The 17,317-nt window shown below is 67.7% G+C and carries 12 protein-coding genes and 1 tRNA gene; 6 read left to right on the top strand and 7 right to left on the bottom strand.

What is annotated here, in order from left to right:
- Positions 1 to 327: 327 nt before the first annotated feature.
- The 4 genes from ACWDNU_RS17010 to ACWDNU_RS17025 all read right to left on the bottom strand — a co-directional run bounded on the left by ACWDNU_RS17010 (position 328) and on the right by ACWDNU_RS17025 (position 2,669).
- Positions 328 to 987, bottom strand: a complete 660-nt coding sequence (locus tag ACWDNU_RS17010) for a DUF2637 domain-containing protein (RefSeq protein ID WP_449669526.1) — start codon at positions 985 to 987, stop codon at positions 328 to 330.
- Positions 984 to 2,018: a tyrosine-type recombinase/integrase gene (locus ACWDNU_RS17015; RefSeq protein WP_449669527.1), complete on the bottom strand. Its 1,035-nt coding sequence runs from the start codon at positions 2,016 to 2,018 to the stop codon at positions 984 to 986. Before ACWDNU_RS17015 ends, ACWDNU_RS17010 begins: the two co-directional genes overlap by 4 nt.
- A complete protein-coding gene (locus tag ACWDNU_RS17020) occupies positions 2,008 to 2,475 on the bottom strand; it encodes a hypothetical protein (RefSeq protein WP_449669528.1) in 468 nt (155 codons plus the stop codon). The genes ACWDNU_RS17015 and ACWDNU_RS17020 overlap by 11 nt, the downstream gene beginning before the upstream one ends.
- Before the next feature lie 107 nt (positions 2,476 to 2,582).
- A tRNA-Leu gene (locus ACWDNU_RS17025) sits at positions 2,583 to 2,669 on the bottom strand.
- 556 nt (positions 2,670 to 3,225) lie between these two features.
- Between ACWDNU_RS17025 and ACWDNU_RS17030 the strand changes: the two genes are divergently transcribed.
- Together ACWDNU_RS17030 and ACWDNU_RS17035 are read left to right on the top strand one after the other, a co-directional pair.
- The gene (locus tag ACWDNU_RS17030) at positions 3,226 to 3,606 is read left to right on the top strand and encodes a helix-turn-helix transcriptional regulator (protein WP_378397757.1); all 381 of its coding nucleotides are present in this window, start codon (positions 3,226 to 3,228) and stop codon (positions 3,604 to 3,606) included.
- A 198-nt stretch (positions 3,607 to 3,804) separates the two neighbouring features.
- The gene (locus ACWDNU_RS17035; protein WP_449669529.1) at positions 3,805 to 4,002 is read left to right on the top strand and encodes a hypothetical protein; all 198 of its coding nucleotides are present in this window, start codon (positions 3,805 to 3,807) and stop codon (positions 4,000 to 4,002) included.
- Positions 4,003 to 4,600: 598 nt separating this feature from the next.
- On the opposite strand, the gene ACWDNU_RS17040 is transcribed toward ACWDNU_RS17035, so the two are convergent.
- The 3 genes from ACWDNU_RS17040 to ACWDNU_RS17050 all read right to left on the bottom strand — a co-directional run bounded on the left by ACWDNU_RS17040 (position 4,601) and on the right by ACWDNU_RS17050 (position 6,166).
- Complete coding sequence (locus ACWDNU_RS17040; RefSeq protein ID WP_449669530.1) at positions 4,601 to 5,089, bottom strand: hypothetical protein; 489 nt, start codon at positions 5,087 to 5,089, stop codon at positions 4,601 to 4,603.
- A gap of 95 nt (positions 5,090 to 5,184) precedes the next feature.
- Positions 5,185 to 6,009, bottom strand: coding sequence for a hypothetical protein (locus ACWDNU_RS17045; protein WP_449669531.1), 825 nt, complete (start codon positions 6,007 to 6,009; stop codon positions 5,185 to 5,187).
- A complete protein-coding gene (locus ACWDNU_RS17050) occupies positions 6,002 to 6,166 on the bottom strand; it encodes a hypothetical protein (protein ID WP_449669587.1) in 165 nt (54 codons plus the stop codon). Before ACWDNU_RS17050 ends, ACWDNU_RS17045 begins: the two co-directional genes overlap by 8 nt.
- A gap of 1,697 nt (positions 6,167 to 7,863) precedes the next feature.
- Between ACWDNU_RS17050 and ACWDNU_RS17055 the strand changes: the two genes are divergently transcribed.
- Genes ACWDNU_RS17055 through ACWDNU_RS17070 form a run of 4 tightly spaced genes read left to right on the top strand, consistent with a single transcriptional unit; the run spans position 7,864 to position 17,314 of the window.
- The gene (locus ACWDNU_RS17055; RefSeq protein WP_449669532.1) at positions 7,864 to 9,657 is read left to right on the top strand and encodes a non-ribosomal peptide synthetase; all 1,794 of its coding nucleotides are present in this window, start codon (positions 7,864 to 7,866) and stop codon (positions 9,655 to 9,657) included.
- Positions 9,638 to 10,381, top strand: coding sequence for a TylF/MycF family methyltransferase (locus ACWDNU_RS17060; protein WP_449669533.1), 744 nt, complete (start codon positions 9,638 to 9,640; stop codon positions 10,379 to 10,381). Before ACWDNU_RS17055 ends, ACWDNU_RS17060 begins: the two co-directional genes overlap by 20 nt.
- A 13-nt stretch (positions 10,382 to 10,394) precedes the next feature.
- Positions 10,395 to 14,672, top strand: coding sequence for a MupA/Atu3671 family FMN-dependent luciferase-like monooxygenase (locus ACWDNU_RS17065; protein WP_449669534.1), 4,278 nt, complete (start codon positions 10,395 to 10,397; stop codon positions 14,670 to 14,672).
- Complete coding sequence (locus ACWDNU_RS17070) at positions 14,669 to 17,314, top strand: type I polyketide synthase (protein WP_449669535.1); 2,646 nt, start codon at positions 14,669 to 14,671, stop codon at positions 17,312 to 17,314. The genes ACWDNU_RS17065 and ACWDNU_RS17070 overlap by 4 nt, the downstream gene beginning before the upstream one ends.
- Positions 17,315 to 17,317 lie beyond the last annotated feature (3 nt).

Consider the following 17,317-nt stretch of genomic DNA (forward strand, 5'->3'; position numbering starts at 1 on the left):
CGTGCGTCCGGGTGCGTGACAACTCGGCCACTGCCGACGCACAACCTCGGTGGAGCATCCCGACTCGAGCATCGCACTACAACGCCTCTTCCATGGCCAACCGCAGGAGGGTGCCGAGGCCTTCGGCCCTAGCCCCCTCGAGACCGCTCCCCGCCGTGGCAGGAGACGACCGGGGACGCCTGCCGAGACTGCCTTACCAGCCCGCTGTACCGGACCCGCGACTGAATTGTGGCGACAACTGACGAAACACGCACAGTAGCCAAATCGACGCGGACGGGGTCCACCCTCTGTGGTCCCGTCCGCGTCCATGCGTGGATCTCCCAACAATCAGGCGGCCAGGATTTTTGGCCGCTCCGGTTCATGCTCCAATTGGCCGATACGACCGGTTGCTCTCCAGTCGCGCAGGATGCGCCGTCCGTAGTTATGGGTGTTCGCGACGCGGTCAAGTTCCGCGCCGGACGGTGTGCGTCCGCGCGCGTGTTCGTGCACGAAGTACTGCCACATTCGTTGCTCGGCTGTCAGTCCCTTGATCTCGGACGCGTTCTCCGGGTCGGGCACCGCTGTCTCGGCGGACGTCTCGGTGGTCTCGTCCTGGACTGCACAGCTGCGTTGCAAAGCCCGGTTGAACAGCTCTACCGCGAGGAGGAGCGCGACGGGCGGGCTCGCGGCGATGATGACGCTGAGGACGGTGAGGTTCTCGGCTGCTCCGATGTTGGCGCAAAGCGAGAGCGAGATCCCGAACGCGAAGGCTGACCACGCGGTCCGGCGGCCGGTATCAACCGTGCGCTTCCAGAGTTCGACGGTCGCGATGACGAGGAGACCGTCGACGATCAGCGGCCAGATCGCGGCGGTGGCCTGGTCAGCGCCAAAGCGGAGCGCGAAGGTGCGTCCGTGGCGGTAGGAGGCGTAGGCGGCACCGAGCGCGACGAGCGCGGTGCAGGCGCACTGCACCGCGAGCGAGGCAGTCCATCGCGGAGTCCGGGTCATGACATACCTCCTGGAACATGCCGGTGCGCCAGGGGATGCGGCTCGCCCGTCAGAACGGACAACGCCGTGGCGACGTCGTGGATCGAGGCTTTGATGTAGGTGACGGTGGCGTTGTCGGAGGAATCGAAATGCCCTGCGTAGGCGTGGGCGATGCCGTAGCCGAAGCGGCGCTCGACCCAGGTGAGCGTGGTGTGGCGGAGCCAGTGGGTGGAGACGTTCTGGTTGCGCACGAACGGCAGATGCTGCCCGGCCCGCTTCCACAGGTGGTCGTAGCGGCGTTTGATGATCGGTTCACCGCTGCGATACCGCAGCAGTTGCCCGTCGGGATGCGTCGCGCCGCGCTGCGTGCCGTGGTCGACAAGGAGCCCCATCAGCGTCGGGGACACGGGCTGGAACCGGCTGGAGCCTTCCTTCTCCCTGAGGTAGACGAGACACTCGTCGGAGTCGAGGTCTCGGGGCCGGAGACTGAGCGCGCCGCCCCGGCGACCGGCAGTCTCGGTGTGGAGCCTCAGCAGGAGCGTGTCGAGATCGGGATCGTCGCCGGTCTCGGCGGCGACGATGTTGATCTCGGTGAGTTCGTCCGCGGTCAGTGCTCGCCTCGGGGAGGGCAACCGGCGAGGTTTCGCGACTTTGAGCGCGGGGTTCTGAAGCTCGGTGAGCAGCTCGTCGTCGACGGCGTGGCGGTAGAGGCAGCGCAGCGCGGCGATGAAGTTCTCCATGGCGTAGCGACCGCCGCGGGAGTTGCTCCGCACCAACGCTGTCGCCCGGGATCGCTCGGCGAGCGCCTTGATCTCAGACGGCGTGGGCTCGTCGATCCGCCGACCGCCCCACGCTGCCTCGACCTGCGCCCAGTAGCTGGAGTAGGAACGTGCCGTGGCCGCAGACACCGAGCGCGCCACGATAGGGATGTAGACGGAGAACGTCGGAATCTCGGCCGCAGGTCCCGGCTGGTTGAGCAGGTCTGCCGGAGTGAGGCCCATTTTCGAGAGCAGAAGCCGGGCTGCGTCGAGTTCGACCTGGCTAGTGGTCATCGCCAGTGCCTCCGATCAGGGAGGCGTGCCGCGCGAGCACGATCTTGTCCAGAGCAGCCGTCGGGTGGACCACCAGGAGGTTCTCCCGGATGTCCGCGACCAGCAACGCCTGATCACCGGCGCGCAGACGGCACGGGCGGCGAAGCAGCAGCGGGACGACGACTTTCCGCTTGGGATCCAGGGCGAACACCCCGTGCCGATCCGGACGGAACACTACGGATGTCCCGACGACGGTGGCGGCGAGCCGGATCGAGGTCCGCCACCGGAGCTGCGCCAGCACCGTGGTCGCGGACAGCCGTCCGGAAGCGTCGAGGCGGGACAGCGCGTAGACCAGCTCCGTCTGGCGAGCCGGAGCCGGTGCAGCGGGCAAAGGGAGCCGTTCAGCGTCCGGAGTCAACGTCGCGAGAGACCCAGCTGACTCAGCTCCGGGGATGAGCGGCGGCACCACAGCGGTCACGCTGACCACCGCCCGACGGCTGCGGCAAGGCTGGCCAACGAGGAAAGCCGACCACCCTTGTGCTGGGTGATCGGCTGCTGCGAGACTTGGGGAAATCTCACCAGTTTTGGTGTCCGAGGGGGGACTTGAACCCCCACGTCCGTTAAGGACACTAGCACCTCAAGCTAGCGCGTCTGCCATTCCGCCACTCGGACTTGCTGATGAAGAGAGTATACGACGGTCGGGGCCCCATTTTCAGGGGGGTCCGAAACACCATCAGGGACCTCGCATGATATCCTCATATGTTATCGACATGTGGATCACACCCTGCAAATCCGCAGGTCTTCGGAATCTGGTTCGCAGCCAAACTCTGCCAAGCCTCTCCCGTAGTCCACGAGAACTCCCGCCTTACTGGGACGCCCCTCTGGCCGGCAGGCCATTCGAAGGGACCTACGCGCGCTGACGCCTCCTTCCCGGTGCCCGGCTGAGCAACATTCCACACGCTGGCTGTCCGCTGCGAGCATGCGCAGCACCGCCGAAACCTCAGTTTCCAAGTAAGCGAAGCCCGGCATGGCCCGACCGAGACGTACGGTCATGAAGCCTCTCCCCTCGCCGGGCGCGCCCAGCAAGGCATCGCATCGAGAACCCAAACCGCCCAACCGAGCCAGAAGGTCATAAGTATTCGACGCGCTGCGGCGCACCCGCTACGCGCTGTGAGGAAAGCGCAATGACGCGCTAATCTCGGCGCTGAGCCGGAGTGCGGAGGAATAGGTGTCGGAGGATTGGGCGGCGGTCGCGAAGGCGATCGACATGCGCGTGCACGAACTCGGCTGGCGACAGCGCGAGCTGGCCGAGCGGTCGCACGTGTCGCAGGCGATCGTGCGCGAGCTGCAGCACCACACGGTCGAGCGCCGACGGAGCGCGCGCACGCTCGAAGCCCTCTCGACCACGCTCGGCTGGCACCCGCAGCATCTGCAGGCCGTGCTGCAGAACCGCACGCCGCCGCACCCCGACGAACCGGCCGACGACGGCGGCGAACTCTCGTCCCGTCTTGACGCGCTGGAGCAGCGCTTGGACGAGATCTTCGACCGGCTGGACGATGTCCAGACCAGCCTGGCGACGGTTGTCGACCACGTGCAGAAGAAGCGGTGACGGCTTGGGCTTCGGGCTGATGAACCAGGTGATTTCCATACCCCGAATTCAAGGCCGAAACGGCGACCGTTCCCATGCACCGCCAGTGCATGAGCAGTGCACGACTAATGCAGCTTCGAATTCGGAATGCGCGCGCCGACGAATCCGGCCGACGAATGGACGGGCCGCACCGCATCAGCGCTGCAAGCCGCTCTCCGAATGAGCGATGAGGGTTTCGCCGCGCACCTAGGCATCGGCGTCCGCACGGTCGCGTCCTGGCACCAAAAGCCGGACCTGCGCCCGCGGTCGGAGATGCAACAGGTGCTCGACCGCGCGTACGAGCAAGTCGGCGACGCCGAGCGCATCCTCCGCGGATCCCCGTCTAGACAACCACTCGCACGTCACGACCACACGTGAATGGATTGCCCAGCACGCACACAGGCCTCACGGAGCCACCCAGTTGCCGCCGAAGTGCGCAAATGGACACCCAAGCCCTGAGCGACCGCGGCCTGTACACCGCGCGAGTGAGCACCGAACTCGTGAACGCCAGCGTCCTCACCTGCGCAAACTGGCTAGATCCCGACCGTGAGCTACGCCCAGCATCAGACCGATTCTAGGTCGCCACCGCGCAGCCCGAGGCAGACTCCGGCCTCGACAAGCGCGCCGCAACCGCGGCAGTACACCGGCTCGCCGAGTCGCTGACCATGAACACCCGTCTCGTGAACAGCCCTCTGTACCACGCGCTTGCCTGGATATCGCTGAACACCGACTCGACCAGGGAACGACGGGACAACGCCCCCGCGGTGTCCGCCTCGGCCGCGCGATGGCGTCGTAGAGGGCTTGGCGAACCCGGATGAACTCGGCGTGCGACGGGGACTCGAGCGTGTGGGCGCGGGATCGACGATCGCTACCTCGATCCCGTCGTCGACGATGTGCGCTTCCCGCGAAAAGCAAAGCGACGCAGCACTTCCTGACCATCCTCGGAACTGACCGCTCCTGCCGGCGAGGAACTCGCCTAGCCGCGTGGACCAGCCGAGAGACCGGCGACCCACGCGGCAACGGCTTCCGCCGGGACCAGTTCCTGCGCGATCCGGCCGCCCGCGGCCCGGACGTAGGACAGCTGGCCCATACCTCCGGCCTTAACCACTCCTCGCCGACCGCCGCGGACCAGTCGAGGGTGCCCGCTTCCTGCACGGGGAACCGGGCCATCTCCGCCCACAGTCCCGTGGCCGGGCAGGACCTCGATCCCGCCGGCCGCGCGGGCCGCCGCCACTGCCGTAGCGGTTCCGATCGGGTCGTAATCGCCCCAGTACCAAGCAATCCCGCACAGCGGCCCCTGTCCGGCCACGTCGACCTCGAGCGAAGGGACCTGCGCCGGAAAGGTCTTGCCGGAACCCCAGACGACGGCACCGATGCCGTGTTCCGCGCTGCCGCGGAGCTGCTCCACCGCCACCCCATACGTATCGCTGTTCTCCACGACGAGCACATCCGGACCGGTTCCCACGGCCGCAGCCGGAACCGGAGGTGCGAGCCTCCGGCAGGCCCAGCATCGCGAGATTCAACCGGCCAGGGCCGAACAGGGTGGTCCGCTCCAGCTCGTCAAGCCGTTTCTCCCGGGCAAAGATCTCGCCGGAGCGATACCGGACCGGCACCACCGGGAGGTCTTCCAGGACCACCCGGCCGAACCAGTCGTTGAGTGCGGTCAGATCGTCGAACAGAGCAGGAGGCAGCGTGGGCAGCGACGAGACCCAGCCCAGCTGGCGGCACCACGGGAACGTCATCCAGGCTCGTCCGTTGGCTGCGCGCCGCGCGCCCGGTACGAGAACGTGGCGAGGCAAGGCTGGCACGGTCGAGCGATCCCAGGGTTGCTTGGGGAGGGCAACGGGCCAGCGAGGGAAGCCCAGCCTGGAAATGCCGCCGGTTGAGCAGGAGCACCAGACCACCGGTCCGGCCGTGCCGCGCTCCTTCGAACGCAAGAATCAGATCGCAACCTCCGCGCTCGGCCGACGGGCGCAGGGTCCGTCGGCTGATTCGCGGCACAAGCACCAGCCGAAGAGCCAGTTCCATTCCCTCGGAGCCGGAACTGCGACCGCTCACGTGGTACTCCCCCGAACCGCAGTGCCCGGACAGCAGGCCGCCGTCGCCGAACAGCTCCACGAGCAGCAGAGACCTCTCGATCGAGCCGATCTCGTCCGTCAGTTGCACTGGCCGAGCCGCGCCGAGACATGCGCTCGCATAGCCGCCGCTTGCATCCAGCACCTCGTGCACCGTACCTGCGCCGGGATCTTCCATCCGTACGAGTCTCTGCCGGATGCCTTCTCCGCCCAATGACGCGAACGGAGGCCGATATCCGTAGTGGTCGAAGTGCAGACGGCGGTCGGCACGCAATCCGCGCATCACGTCCGGAGCGATGGTTTCACTCATGACCGCTCTGCGCCTGGAGTCGCCGCACGAGGTCTGCTACCGAACGAAGCGCCGAGAAGTTCTCAGGCGTGAATTCGTCGTCACTGATGCGGACATTGAAGAGATCCTCACCCTGAACCCGAAGTTCAGCGAAACCCAGAGAACCCAGGCCGTGCATCGCACGCAAACTGTCGTCGATCTTCAGGTCTTCCGCTGCCGCCTCTACGAACAGTTCGGTGAACAAATCCTTTCGAAGACGATCTTCGACCTCGATCTCAATGAACACCTCTCACCCGCCGACAGGGACCGGAACACCATGAACTCGCCACCAGGACTCGCAGTCAAACCGACCGAGGTGGACAGAAAAGTCAGGCGACGACTACTCTCAAGATGATTCGAAGAGACGTCGCGGCAACCGGCGGGCCAATTTTGACCAACTGACATCAACCGCGTAGATTCGAAGCTCGTCCAGTTCGCCGAGTTTTCAACTGCGAGATATCCGCACTTGAACACCCAGCTCCGACATTTCGGAGAAACACGCGAACGCACTGTCAAACCATGAGAATTCATGCCGCCGCGACGATCGCCGCTCAGCCAAACATCACCGCAGCAGATCAAGCAGGCTCATCCCGCGCATCCAGGTCGCGCCGTTCCAGCCGGTCGGCCAACTCCTTCCAGGCCGCAGCGCAATGCCGTGCACTATCCGCGACGGCCGTGGCGCAGTGCGACGGCAACCTCCCCACCAGGTTTTCCCAATCGTTGGATCCGATCGCGTGGACGTCCAACCATCGCAAGACGCCGCAGCCGGCGTCAGTGAACCGCAGCGACGGATCACGCTTCAACACATGAAGTATCGCCAGGTAGTCCTTTGGGCCAGCTGGTCGCACGGACACGCGACCCTTTCTTGCCATCGATGCCGCGCGGAGACGGTCGCAACCCCTCTGCTGGCGCACAGGTATCGGATCCTCTCCGCGTCCCATGCGTTCTCGTACATCACGCGCTGTACCGACAGCGATGCCTGAAGCCCTGGCAGCCTCGCGCAAGGACGCCTCCGGCCTGGCCGAGAGGATCTCAGCCGCTCGAGGCCTCCCCTCGGCCGCGTCGACCGGGCGCATTCGTCCATCCGCCCCCACGCGAGTGACGACCGGGGCTTCCGGCAGAGCGGACCGGCCGCGGTTCGCCGCCTCCCGATCTGATCGGCTCTCCGACTCACCGCGCAGCAGCGCAGCCCGAAGCCGATGCATCCCGTCGACAACCTTCAGCGTGGAGCGCTGGACGAGTATCGGAGGCAACGCGGCCTCTGATTCCGCAAGCAACCGAACGTGCCCGGGGCCCGCATCAGCAATTCGCGGGTAATCGCCAGGGAGCAAAGCCAAAATGCAACCTCGTCCGTTATTTGACTCTTTGCAAATTCCGCCGACATGACGAAGTCGCAACGACACACTGTGATCAAATCTGTCAATTCCTGAATTCACCGACATCTCAGAATACATCTGACGTTAAGACAAAGTCCGATTGATGATCAATACGCCGATCGGGTGCTCGCCCATGGCAAAGCCAAGGATTCGTTCAACCAGGGGTGCATCGGACCGCTCGACTGGCCGGGCTGACGAGCCAGAACCGAGCTATAACTTCGCTACTTTGCGACTCAGCAGTTTCGGAAGTACTGGGCCACGGACTTGGGTGAACCGCGCACCCCATGGCACCGGAATCAGGGAGCTTCGACGTTGACAAGGTCCTGCAAGGCCGACCATGATCCTGTACCTCAGGCTGTCCAGGATGGTCGGATAGCGGGGCGCTTATTGCCGCGCTCGCGCCGCGGCGATCGTTCGTCCAGAACTGACACTCTGCACATTTCCAAAGCGGGATCCGCCGATGGGGTCACGCATCTCGGGCGGCCCGTCTTGTGTCGGTTCTCGCGTTTTCCCCGCGTTCGAAGCCGAGAGAACGGCGGAAGCAGGAGCCGCTGGCAGCGTTGCCGTCGCGACAACCATCGAACGGGAGGTGCCTGACGTGTCGCGAGTTCTGGCTCTGATACGGGACTTGGTGGCCGAGGGGCCAACGCGGCCGGCGGTGGTCACCACTGCGGAAACGGTGACTAGGGCCGCACTGTGGCGGCGGGCCGCGGAGATGGCCGAACGCCTTGCAGCACAGGGAGTTCGCCGGGGTGACGTCGTGCTGGTGCGTCTCGGCCGGACAGCTGAACTCGCGGTTGCCGTCCTGGGATCGATGCTGTCTGGCGCGGCCTTCTGCGTGGCGGATCCCGGTTATCCGCAGGCACGGCTCCAGCACATGGCGGATGTGTGCCGCCCTCGGGTTACGGTCGCCACCGGCCTACGGCTGACAGCTGGGCCGGCGGAACCCGTCGGGCGTGACGACCTGGCTTACGTGGTATTCACGTCCGGGTCGTCCGGTACGCCCAAGGCGATCGAGATGCCGCACCGATGCCTGGACAACCTCGTCGAGTGGACGTTAGCCAGCACTTCGCCTGAGCCGCTGCGGACGTTGCAGTTCGCACCACTGGGTTTCGACGTCTTCGTGCAGGAGGTGTTCACGGCATGGGCGAGCGGCGGTGCCCTGTACCTGCCAGGTGACGCCGACCGTAGCGACATCGCGCGGGTCGCCGAGCTGATCAACGACTGGATGATCCAACGTCTGTTCCTGTCCCCGGCAGCACTCGCCGCCCTGGCCGAGCTCGTAGTCGGCGGCGACCGGGTTCCGTTGTCATTGCGTGAGGTCGCGGCGGCCGGAGAGGCGCTGAGGATCACTCCCGCCGTGCGACAGCTGTTCACGATGCTGCCGGCCTGCCGGCTGCACAATCACTACGGTCCCGCCGAAACCCATGTGGCGACCTTCCACACGCTCACCCGGCCGGCCGCCGAGTGGCCGGCGTCGCCACCGATCGGACGTCCCGTCCCTGGCATGACTGCTCGGATCGTCGACGACGAGTTGTGGCTGGCCGGCGTCGGTGTGGCCGCCGGCTACCGTCGTGACCCGGTGCGGACCGCGAGCCGGTTCGTGCCGGTGGACTGGGCGGACGCGCCTGCCTACCGGACTGGTGACCTGGTGCGCGAGGGCGACGACGGCGAGTTGATATACCTGGGGCGGGCCGACGACCAGGTCAAGATCATGGGTTACCGGGTGGAGCCCGGCGAGGTGGAGGCGGTGCTGTCCCAGCATCCCTCGGTCGCCTCGTGTGCGGTCGCCGCGAAGGAGTCGGGAGGACAGCGCTTCCTTGTCGGCTACGTTGTCGGCCGGACCGCCGGGGTACAGGAGTTCCTCGCCGAACGGTTGCCCGCATTCATGGTGCCGGCGCGCCTGGTCCCAGTCGCGGCGATCCCGTTGTCCTCCAACGGCAAGATCGACCGCTCCCGGCTGCCCGACCCGCCGCCGCCCACCGCGCACGGCGACCCCCCGTCCAGCGCGGCCGAGCAGGCGGTCGCCGCCGCCTTCGCCGAGGTGACCGGCCGTGCGGTGACCGGCCGCGACCAGAGCCTGCCTGATCTGGGCGGCAGCTCACTGTCGGCGGCACTGGTGCTGGCCAGGCTGCGCGGCAGGTACCCGGTCGCCGTCCCGCTGTCGGATTTCCTTGCCCGGCCGACGGTCCGCGAGCTCGCGGCGTTGCTGGCCGACCAGGTGCGGAGGAGCCATGACCGAACTTTACCTTGACTTGATCAAAAACGTGTTGACCAACACCATTTACCAGGATCCGCCGATCCCGGCGAGTTGGGCGAGCGCCACCGCCTACGACGAGCTCAACCGTCGGCTCGGCGTGGACTGGCCGAGCGTGGCCCACTCGATGATCGGCATGCGCCGAATGGACAATCTCCAGCACTGCGTGGAGCAGGTCCTGTCCGACGGGGTGCCAGGCGACTTGATCGAGACCGGCGTCTGGCGCGGTGGTGCCTGCATCCTGATGCGGGCCGTGCTGCGGGCGCACGGAGTCACCGACCGGGTGGTGTGGGCCGCGGACTCCTTCCGGGGCATGCCGGTCGCCGACGAGGACAGCCACCCGGGCGACCGCGAGTTGGCCGCCTACCGCTACAACGACGTGATTGCCGTCGACCTGCCGACCGTCCGCGGCAACTTCGCCCGTTACGGGCTGCTGGACGACCAGGTCCGGTTTCTGCCTGGCTGGTTCCACGAAACGCTGCCGACCGCGCCGATCGAGCGGCTGGCCGTGTTGCGGCTGGACAGCGACCTGTACGACTCGACGGTCCAGACGTTGGACTCGCTCTATCCGAAGCTGTCCGCAGGCGGCTTCGTGATCGTGGACGACTATCACATCCCGGTGTGCCGCAAGGCTGTACACGACTGGCGCGAGCGCAACGCCGTGCACGACGAGATCGAGGACATCGACGGCCTCGGCGCGTTCTGGCGCAGGTCGAGCTGAACAGGAGTCAATCATGAACCACGTGCTGCACGCCGTGCGCGAGATGACTGCGGCCCAGTTCGGCATCCCATTCGAGTCAGCTGAACCCGACACGAGCTTCCTCGACCTCGGCGGGGACTCGCTCTGCCTGCTGGCGCTGACCCGCAAGCTGCACGACCGGTTCGGCGTCCGGGTACCAGTACGCGAACTGTTCGAGCCGTCCGCGACCCCTCGGGCGCTTGCCCGTCGGCTGGGCGCGACCGAGCCCGACGAGCAGGCGCCGGCCGGCCTAGTCGAATTCAGCCTGTACTTCTTCGGCTCCTACGACGGCGAGGGCGGACAGCGGGGTTACCACGACCTGATCGCCGCCGCGGAGTTCGCCGACGCCAACGGCTTCCACGCGGTGTGGCTGCCGGAGCGCCACTTCCACCCGTTCGGCAGCTTGTTCCCGAATCCGTCGGTGCTGGCCGCGGCGATCGCCACCCGTACCTCCAGGGTCCGGCTGCACGCAGGTTCGGTGGTGTTGCCGCTGCACGACCCGATCCGGGTCGCCGAGGAGTGGTCGGTCGTGGACAACCTGTCCGGCGGCCGGACGGGACTGTGCGTGGCCAGCGGCTGGCACGCCAACGACTTCGCGCTCGCCCCGGAGAACTTCGGCCACCAGCGCGAAGTGATGTTCCAGCGGCTGGAGATCGTCCGGCGGTTGTGGTCGGGCCAGTCGGTGCCGGCGACCTCCGGTGACGGCAAACCGATCGAGGTGAGTCTATTCCCCAAGCCGGTGCAGCCGTTGCCGCCGCTGTTCATGGCAGTACTGTCCAATCCGGACAGTTACGTGCAGGCGGCCAGGTGCGGGCTGGGCGTACTGACCAATCTGATGCAGCAGGACGCGTCCGACCTCGCGGAGAACATCACGCTGTACCGCAGGACGAGGGCGGAGGTCGGGCTCGACCCCGACGAGGGTCGGGTCGTGGTGCTGGTGCACACCTATCTCGGTGCGGACACCGCACAGGTCCGCGCCGAGGCGTTCCGGCCCTTCACCGCCTATCTGAGGTCCTCGCTGTCGCTGTTCGACAACGTGATGAACAGCCTGGGTGTCGACGTGGACCTGTCTGACACGCCCACCGAGGACGTCGACTTCCTGCTCGAACGCGCCTACGAGCGGTACTGCCGGGAGCGGGCGCTGATCGGGAGCCCCCGCGATGTCCGCCCGGTGCTGGACGCGCTGGTGGCCGCCGGGGCGGACGAGATCGGCTGCTTCGTCGACTTCGGGCTGCCCGGCGACCGGATGCTGGCCGCTCTGCCGGAGTTGTCCGCGCTGAAGGACGACTGCGTCGGTCCCGAACTGCGTCCGGCATCGCCGGCACAGCGCCGGATGTGGCTGATGGACCGGATGCACCCCGGCAGGCGGGTGCACTACGAGCCGAAGGCGCTGCTGTTGGACGGCCCGCTGGACGTGCCGGCGCTGCGTATGGCGCTGAATCGAGTGGTGCGCCGGCACCCGCAGTTGCGTACGACGTTCCGTGAGGTCGACGACGTGCTTTGCCAGGTCGTGCACGGCTCGGTGGTGCTGGACTGCCCGCTGGTCGACGTCCACGGCCAGAACGTGGAACAGGCCGTGCTCGCGCTGCGGGACGCTCACGCGGATGTCGAGCTCGACCTGGCTGCTGGGCCGCTGCTGCACGCGAGCATCGGGGCGCTCGGTCCGGACCGACACCTGCTCTGCCTGACCGCGCACCACATTGTGTTCGACTCGGCGTCGACCTCTGTGCTGTGCCGGGACCTAGCCGCGTTCTACCGCGGCGCCTCTGACGACCTGCCGCCGATCGATCCGCAGTGGATGTTCGAGGAGCGGCTCGGTGACGTCGAGTTCTGGCGGCGGGAACTGCGGGACGCCCCTCCGCTGCAACTGCCGACCGACCGGCCTCGGACCGGTGACGCGTGCCGTCGGGGCGCCAGCGTCAGCCGCGGCCTGGACGCCGAGTTGGCCAGGCAGATCCGAGCGTTCAGCCGCGGCAGTGGCTGCTCGGCCTTCATGACCCTGTTCGGCGCGCTCGGCGCGGTGCTTGGCCGCTTCGCCAGCCAGGACGATTTCGTGCTTGGCACGGCGGTGAGCCTCCGCCCGCCCGGAACCGAGGACATGGTCGGCATGTTCGTGGAGACGGTCGCGGTCCGGCAGGATCTGTCCGGCGACCCCAGTCTGGCGGAGTTGGCACGCCGGACCCGTGACCGGCTCAGCGACGCGATCGACCACTGCGATGTGCCGTTCGACGTCGTGGTGGACGCAGTCTGCCCGGATCGGGTCGCTGGGGCGAACCCGCTGTTCACCGTGCTCGTGGAGTACGAGGAGCAGAGCGCGGTCACCTTCGGCGACGAGCGGCTGACCACGTCCGTGCTGGATGTGCCACGCGAGCAGGCGCCGTTCGACCTGACCGTCTATCTGACCGCGCGCCAGGACAGCATCGGCGTCACGGTGGAGTACGACACCGACCTGTTCGACCGCGTAACAGTGCTGCGGCTGCTGGAGTACCTGGAGGATCTGCTGCGTGGTGCGCTGCGGCAGCCGACGTCGCCATTGTCGACCGTCGGCACTGTGATTGACGGCGACCTGGATCTGTTGTCGGCGTTGGACGGAGCGGTCACTGCAGTCGAGTCTGCCTGCCTGCACGAGCTTGTCGACCAACAGGCGGCGCGCACGCCGGGCGCGGTCGCGTTGCTCGGTGACAACTGCCGGATCACCTACGCGGAGTTGACGGCTTTCGCAAACCGCTTGTCCCATCAGCTGATCCGCGAGGGCGTGGTGCCCGGAGACTTGGTCGCGGTGAGCCTGCCACGCGGTCCCGGCTTGATCGCCGCGCTGCTCGCGGTACTCAAGTGCGGTGCTGCCTACGTACCCGTCGATCCCGCGCTGCCGGCCGGCCGGCGGCAGCTGATGGTCAGCGATAGCCGCGCCCGGCTGGTCGTCACCGACACGAGGACTGATGACGACCTGCCGGAAACGGCGCCCGAGGTCGCGGCCTACCCCGACTCGATCGCCTACTGTGTCTATACGTCCGGCTCGGCGGGCGCGCCGAAAGCAGTCGCGGTGCCGCACCGCGGACCAGTCAACCTGGTCTGCTGGCAGCAGCGCCTGCACCAGCCGCTGACCACGCTCCAGTGGACGTCCCCCGGCTTCGACGTGAGCGTGCAGGAGATCTTCACGACGTTGGCCTCCGGGGCGACGCTTGTACTGGTTGACGACGCGGTGCGGCTCGATCCCTCGGCACTCGCAGACCACCTGCGCCGGCACGGCGTACAGCGACTGTGCCTGCCGGTGACGCCCTTCGCCCATCTCGTGGACAGCGCACCGAAGCTGCCCGAGCTGCGCGAGGTGTTCGTGGCGGGCGAGCCGCTGACGCTGCTGCCGCCCATGCGCCGGTTCCTCGACACGAACCCACATCTGGTGCTGTACAACCAGTACGGACCGACCGAGGCTTCGATCATCGTCACGTCGCATCGCGTCGACCCGGCCGGCCCGGCGTCCCCGCCGATCGGGCGTTCGATCGACAACGTGGTGTTGCGGGTGGTCGATCGCGACAGCCGGCCGGTGCCGGTCGGAGTGCCCGGCGAGCTGCTCATCGGCGGCGAGGCCGTCGCAGCGGGCTATCTCGGCGACCCTGCCCGCACCGATGAGCGGTTCGTCGTCCGGTCGGGGCAGCGCTTCTACCGCACTGGCGACCTCGTCCGGCTGGACAATGCCGGGGTACTGGCCTACCAGGGCCGGCTCGACGACCAGGTGAAGATCAGGGGTTATCGGGTCGAGCCAGGCGAGGTGCGGACTGTGCTGAGCGGCCTGCCCGAGGTCGCCGACGCAGCGGTGCTGGTGGAGGACCGGACCGCAGGCCCAGCGTTGGTGGCCTATGTCGTGCTGCGCGAGCCCGTCGAGGACTGGGTCGGCGTGCTGCGGTCTCGGCTCAGCGACACGCTTCCGGCCTACCTCGTGCCGCAGCGGTGGCTGCGGGTCGACGCGATCCCGTTGGGACCGAACGGAAAGCTGGACCGCCACCGGCTCACCCGGGCGGAGGCGGCGCTCCCGGCGGGTGCAACGCCGCGAACCGTGACCGAACTGGCGCTGCACCGCATCTGGTGCGCCGAGCTCGAGCTGGACAGCGTCCCAGTCGACCGGACGTTTTTCGACGTCGGCGGCAATTCGCTGGCGCTGGTGCGTCTGCTGGAACGGATGCGGATCGAGCTTGGCGGCGCGCCACCCATCGAGGAATTCCTGCGGGAACCCACGATTCGGGCCGTGGCTAGCCGATTCGAGGCACGGCGGTGAGCGCCGAACTGCGAGCGGTCGCCGACGCGGTGGCCGCTGTGCTCCGCGGTCCGGCCGACCCGGACACTCCGTGGCAGGAGCTGGGCCTGACCTCGCTGATGCTGACCAGGGTCAAGGTCAGGATCGAACGGGCGCTGGCCAGACGAATCGCAGCACACGAACTCGTCGAGCATTCCACGATCACCGCGCTGGCAAGGCATCTCGCGGGCGAGTCGCCGAAAGTCCTGGCCGGGCAGCCGGCCGCGGCCACCGACAATCGAGTGGCCGTGGTCGGTATGGCCTCGAGGTTCCCCGGCGCCGCCGACGTCGAGGCGTTCTGGCGGAACCTGCGCGCAGGCGTGTGCTCCGTCGGTGTCCCGTTGACCGGCGTCGACGCCTTCGACGCGGGCTTCTTCGGCATCACCCCGGACGAGGCCGAGCGCACCGACCCCGCGCACCGGCTGCTGCTGGAACACTGCCATCTCGCGCTGGAGGATGGCGGCCACGCGGCCGCCCGCGACGACGTGCGCGTCGGTGTCTACGCGGGCTGCGGAATGAACCTCTACGGACCGCAGCCGCCGTACTTCTCGCGGGCCGCCCACACCGACGACCCCGTCGAGGCGATCATGGACCTGATCGGCGGGCAGGCGGACTTCCTGGCGACGAGAGTGGCTTACCGGCTCGGGCTGACCGGTCCTGCGGTCACTGTGCAGACTGCCTGCTCGACCTCGCTTGTCGCGGTGCACCTCGCTGTCCAGGCGGTGCTGACCGGGGACTGCGACCTTGCCCTCGCTGGAGCGGCGGCGGTCCGCTACACCCCGAATCCCCGGTATGTGCACAGCCCTGGGTACATACTGTCGCCCACAGGCCGCTGCCGGGTCTTCGACGCCGAGTCCGACGGCGTAGTCGGTGGCGACGGCGTCGGGGTTGTCCTGCTCAAACGGCTCGACCGCGCGCTGGCCGACGGCGACACCGTGCACGCGGTGATCATCGGGTCGGCGATCAACAACGACGGTCGTGACAAGCCCGGGTTCACCGCGCCGTCGGTGCGCGGGCACGCCGACGTGGTGCGCGCCGCAATGGCCCGCGCCGGCGTCGAGCCAAACACCATTGGACACATCGAGGCGCACGGCACAGGGACGTCGGTTGGTGATCCCGTCGAGTTCGAGGCGCTGTCGCGGGCGCTGGCAGACGACGGGCACACCGGTTTCTGTGCGCTGGGGTCGGTGAAGTCGTCGGTCGGCCACCTGGACACGTGTGCCGGCATGGCGGGCCTGATCAAGACCGTGCTGATGTTGCGGCACTCGGAGCTCGTGCCGGTCGTGGGGACGACTCGACCAAATCCGGCACTGCCGTGGGAACGGAGCCCCTTCTACCTCTCGACGGAGTGTGCACGGTGGAAGTCGGATGGCACACCGCTGCGCGCTGGGGTCAGCGCGCTGGGTTTCGGCGGTACCAACGCCCATGTCGTGCTCGAACAGTCCCCACGGCGGTCGGACCGGACTTCGGACGGCGACGTGCTGGTGGCGATCAGCGCCGACGACGAGGATTCTCTGACGCTGCTGACACAGCGGTTGCGTGACACGCTCGTCGCCCGGCCCGCGGTCAGGGTTGTGGATGTCGCCGCGACGCTCGGGGCCGGTCGCCCGCACCGGCCGTGGCGCGTGGCGGTGTCCGGTCGAGACGCGGCCGGGCTGGTCAGCGCCCTCGACCGGGCGGATTTCTCGCGGCCGCCGAGGCTCGGATCGCTCACGTTCGTGTTCAGCGGCCAAGGCGCCGAAGTCCCGCATCCGGCGGACTACAGCCGTTTCCCGGCGTTTCGCGCCGTGATCGCCGAGTGCGAGGCGCTCCTGGACCGACCGCAGGTTGCCCACTTCGCCTTCCAGGTCGCGCTGGCCCGTACCTGGCTCGCGGCTGGGGTCGCACCGGACTGCGTCGTGGGCCACAGCCTCGGCGAGCTCACCGCGCTGTGCGTTGCGGGCGCGCTCAGCCTGTCCGACGGACTGCGGTTGGTGGCGGCGCGTGATCGACTGATGCGGGCGACCGAGCCGGGTTTGATGCTCGCGGTGTCCGCATCCCTCGACGACACGATCGATATGTCGGTGGCGACCGGCACTGATCTCGCCGCCGCTAACGGTCCGAATACCCATGTGCTGTCCGGGCGTCCGGACGCCATTGCTCGCGCCGAAGCAGCGCTGGACGAGATCGGCATTAGCCACCGCCGGCTGGCCGTGGACAGGGCGTTCCATTCCCGGCTGCTCGATCCGGTGCTAGATGAACTTGCCGCGGTGGCGGCCCGCGCGCGCTGGCAGCCGTTGCGAGTGCCACTGTCCACGGCGGTCGACGGCGAACTGCTGCCCGCGGGGTGGACACCCGGCCCGGAATTCGTCGCCCGGCATGCTCGGCTGCCGGTGCTGTTCGACCAGGCGCTGCGAGCGTTGGGCAGCCAAGACTTCGTGGAGATCGCGTCCGGCCCGGTGCTGGCTGGCGCCGGCAAGCGGACGCTGCCCGGTTCGTTCTGGCTTTCCCAATACGACAACAACTCACTTGCCGAGCTGTACCGGCGTGGCGCCGAGCTGGACTGGGCCGCGCTGACGTCGGGCGGCGGGCGAGTGCCGCTGCCCGGGCACCCGCTACGGCCCACCAGGTTTCCCTGGACCTGAGAG

It is taken from the genome of Amycolatopsis sp. NPDC003676 (assembly GCF_053587275.1).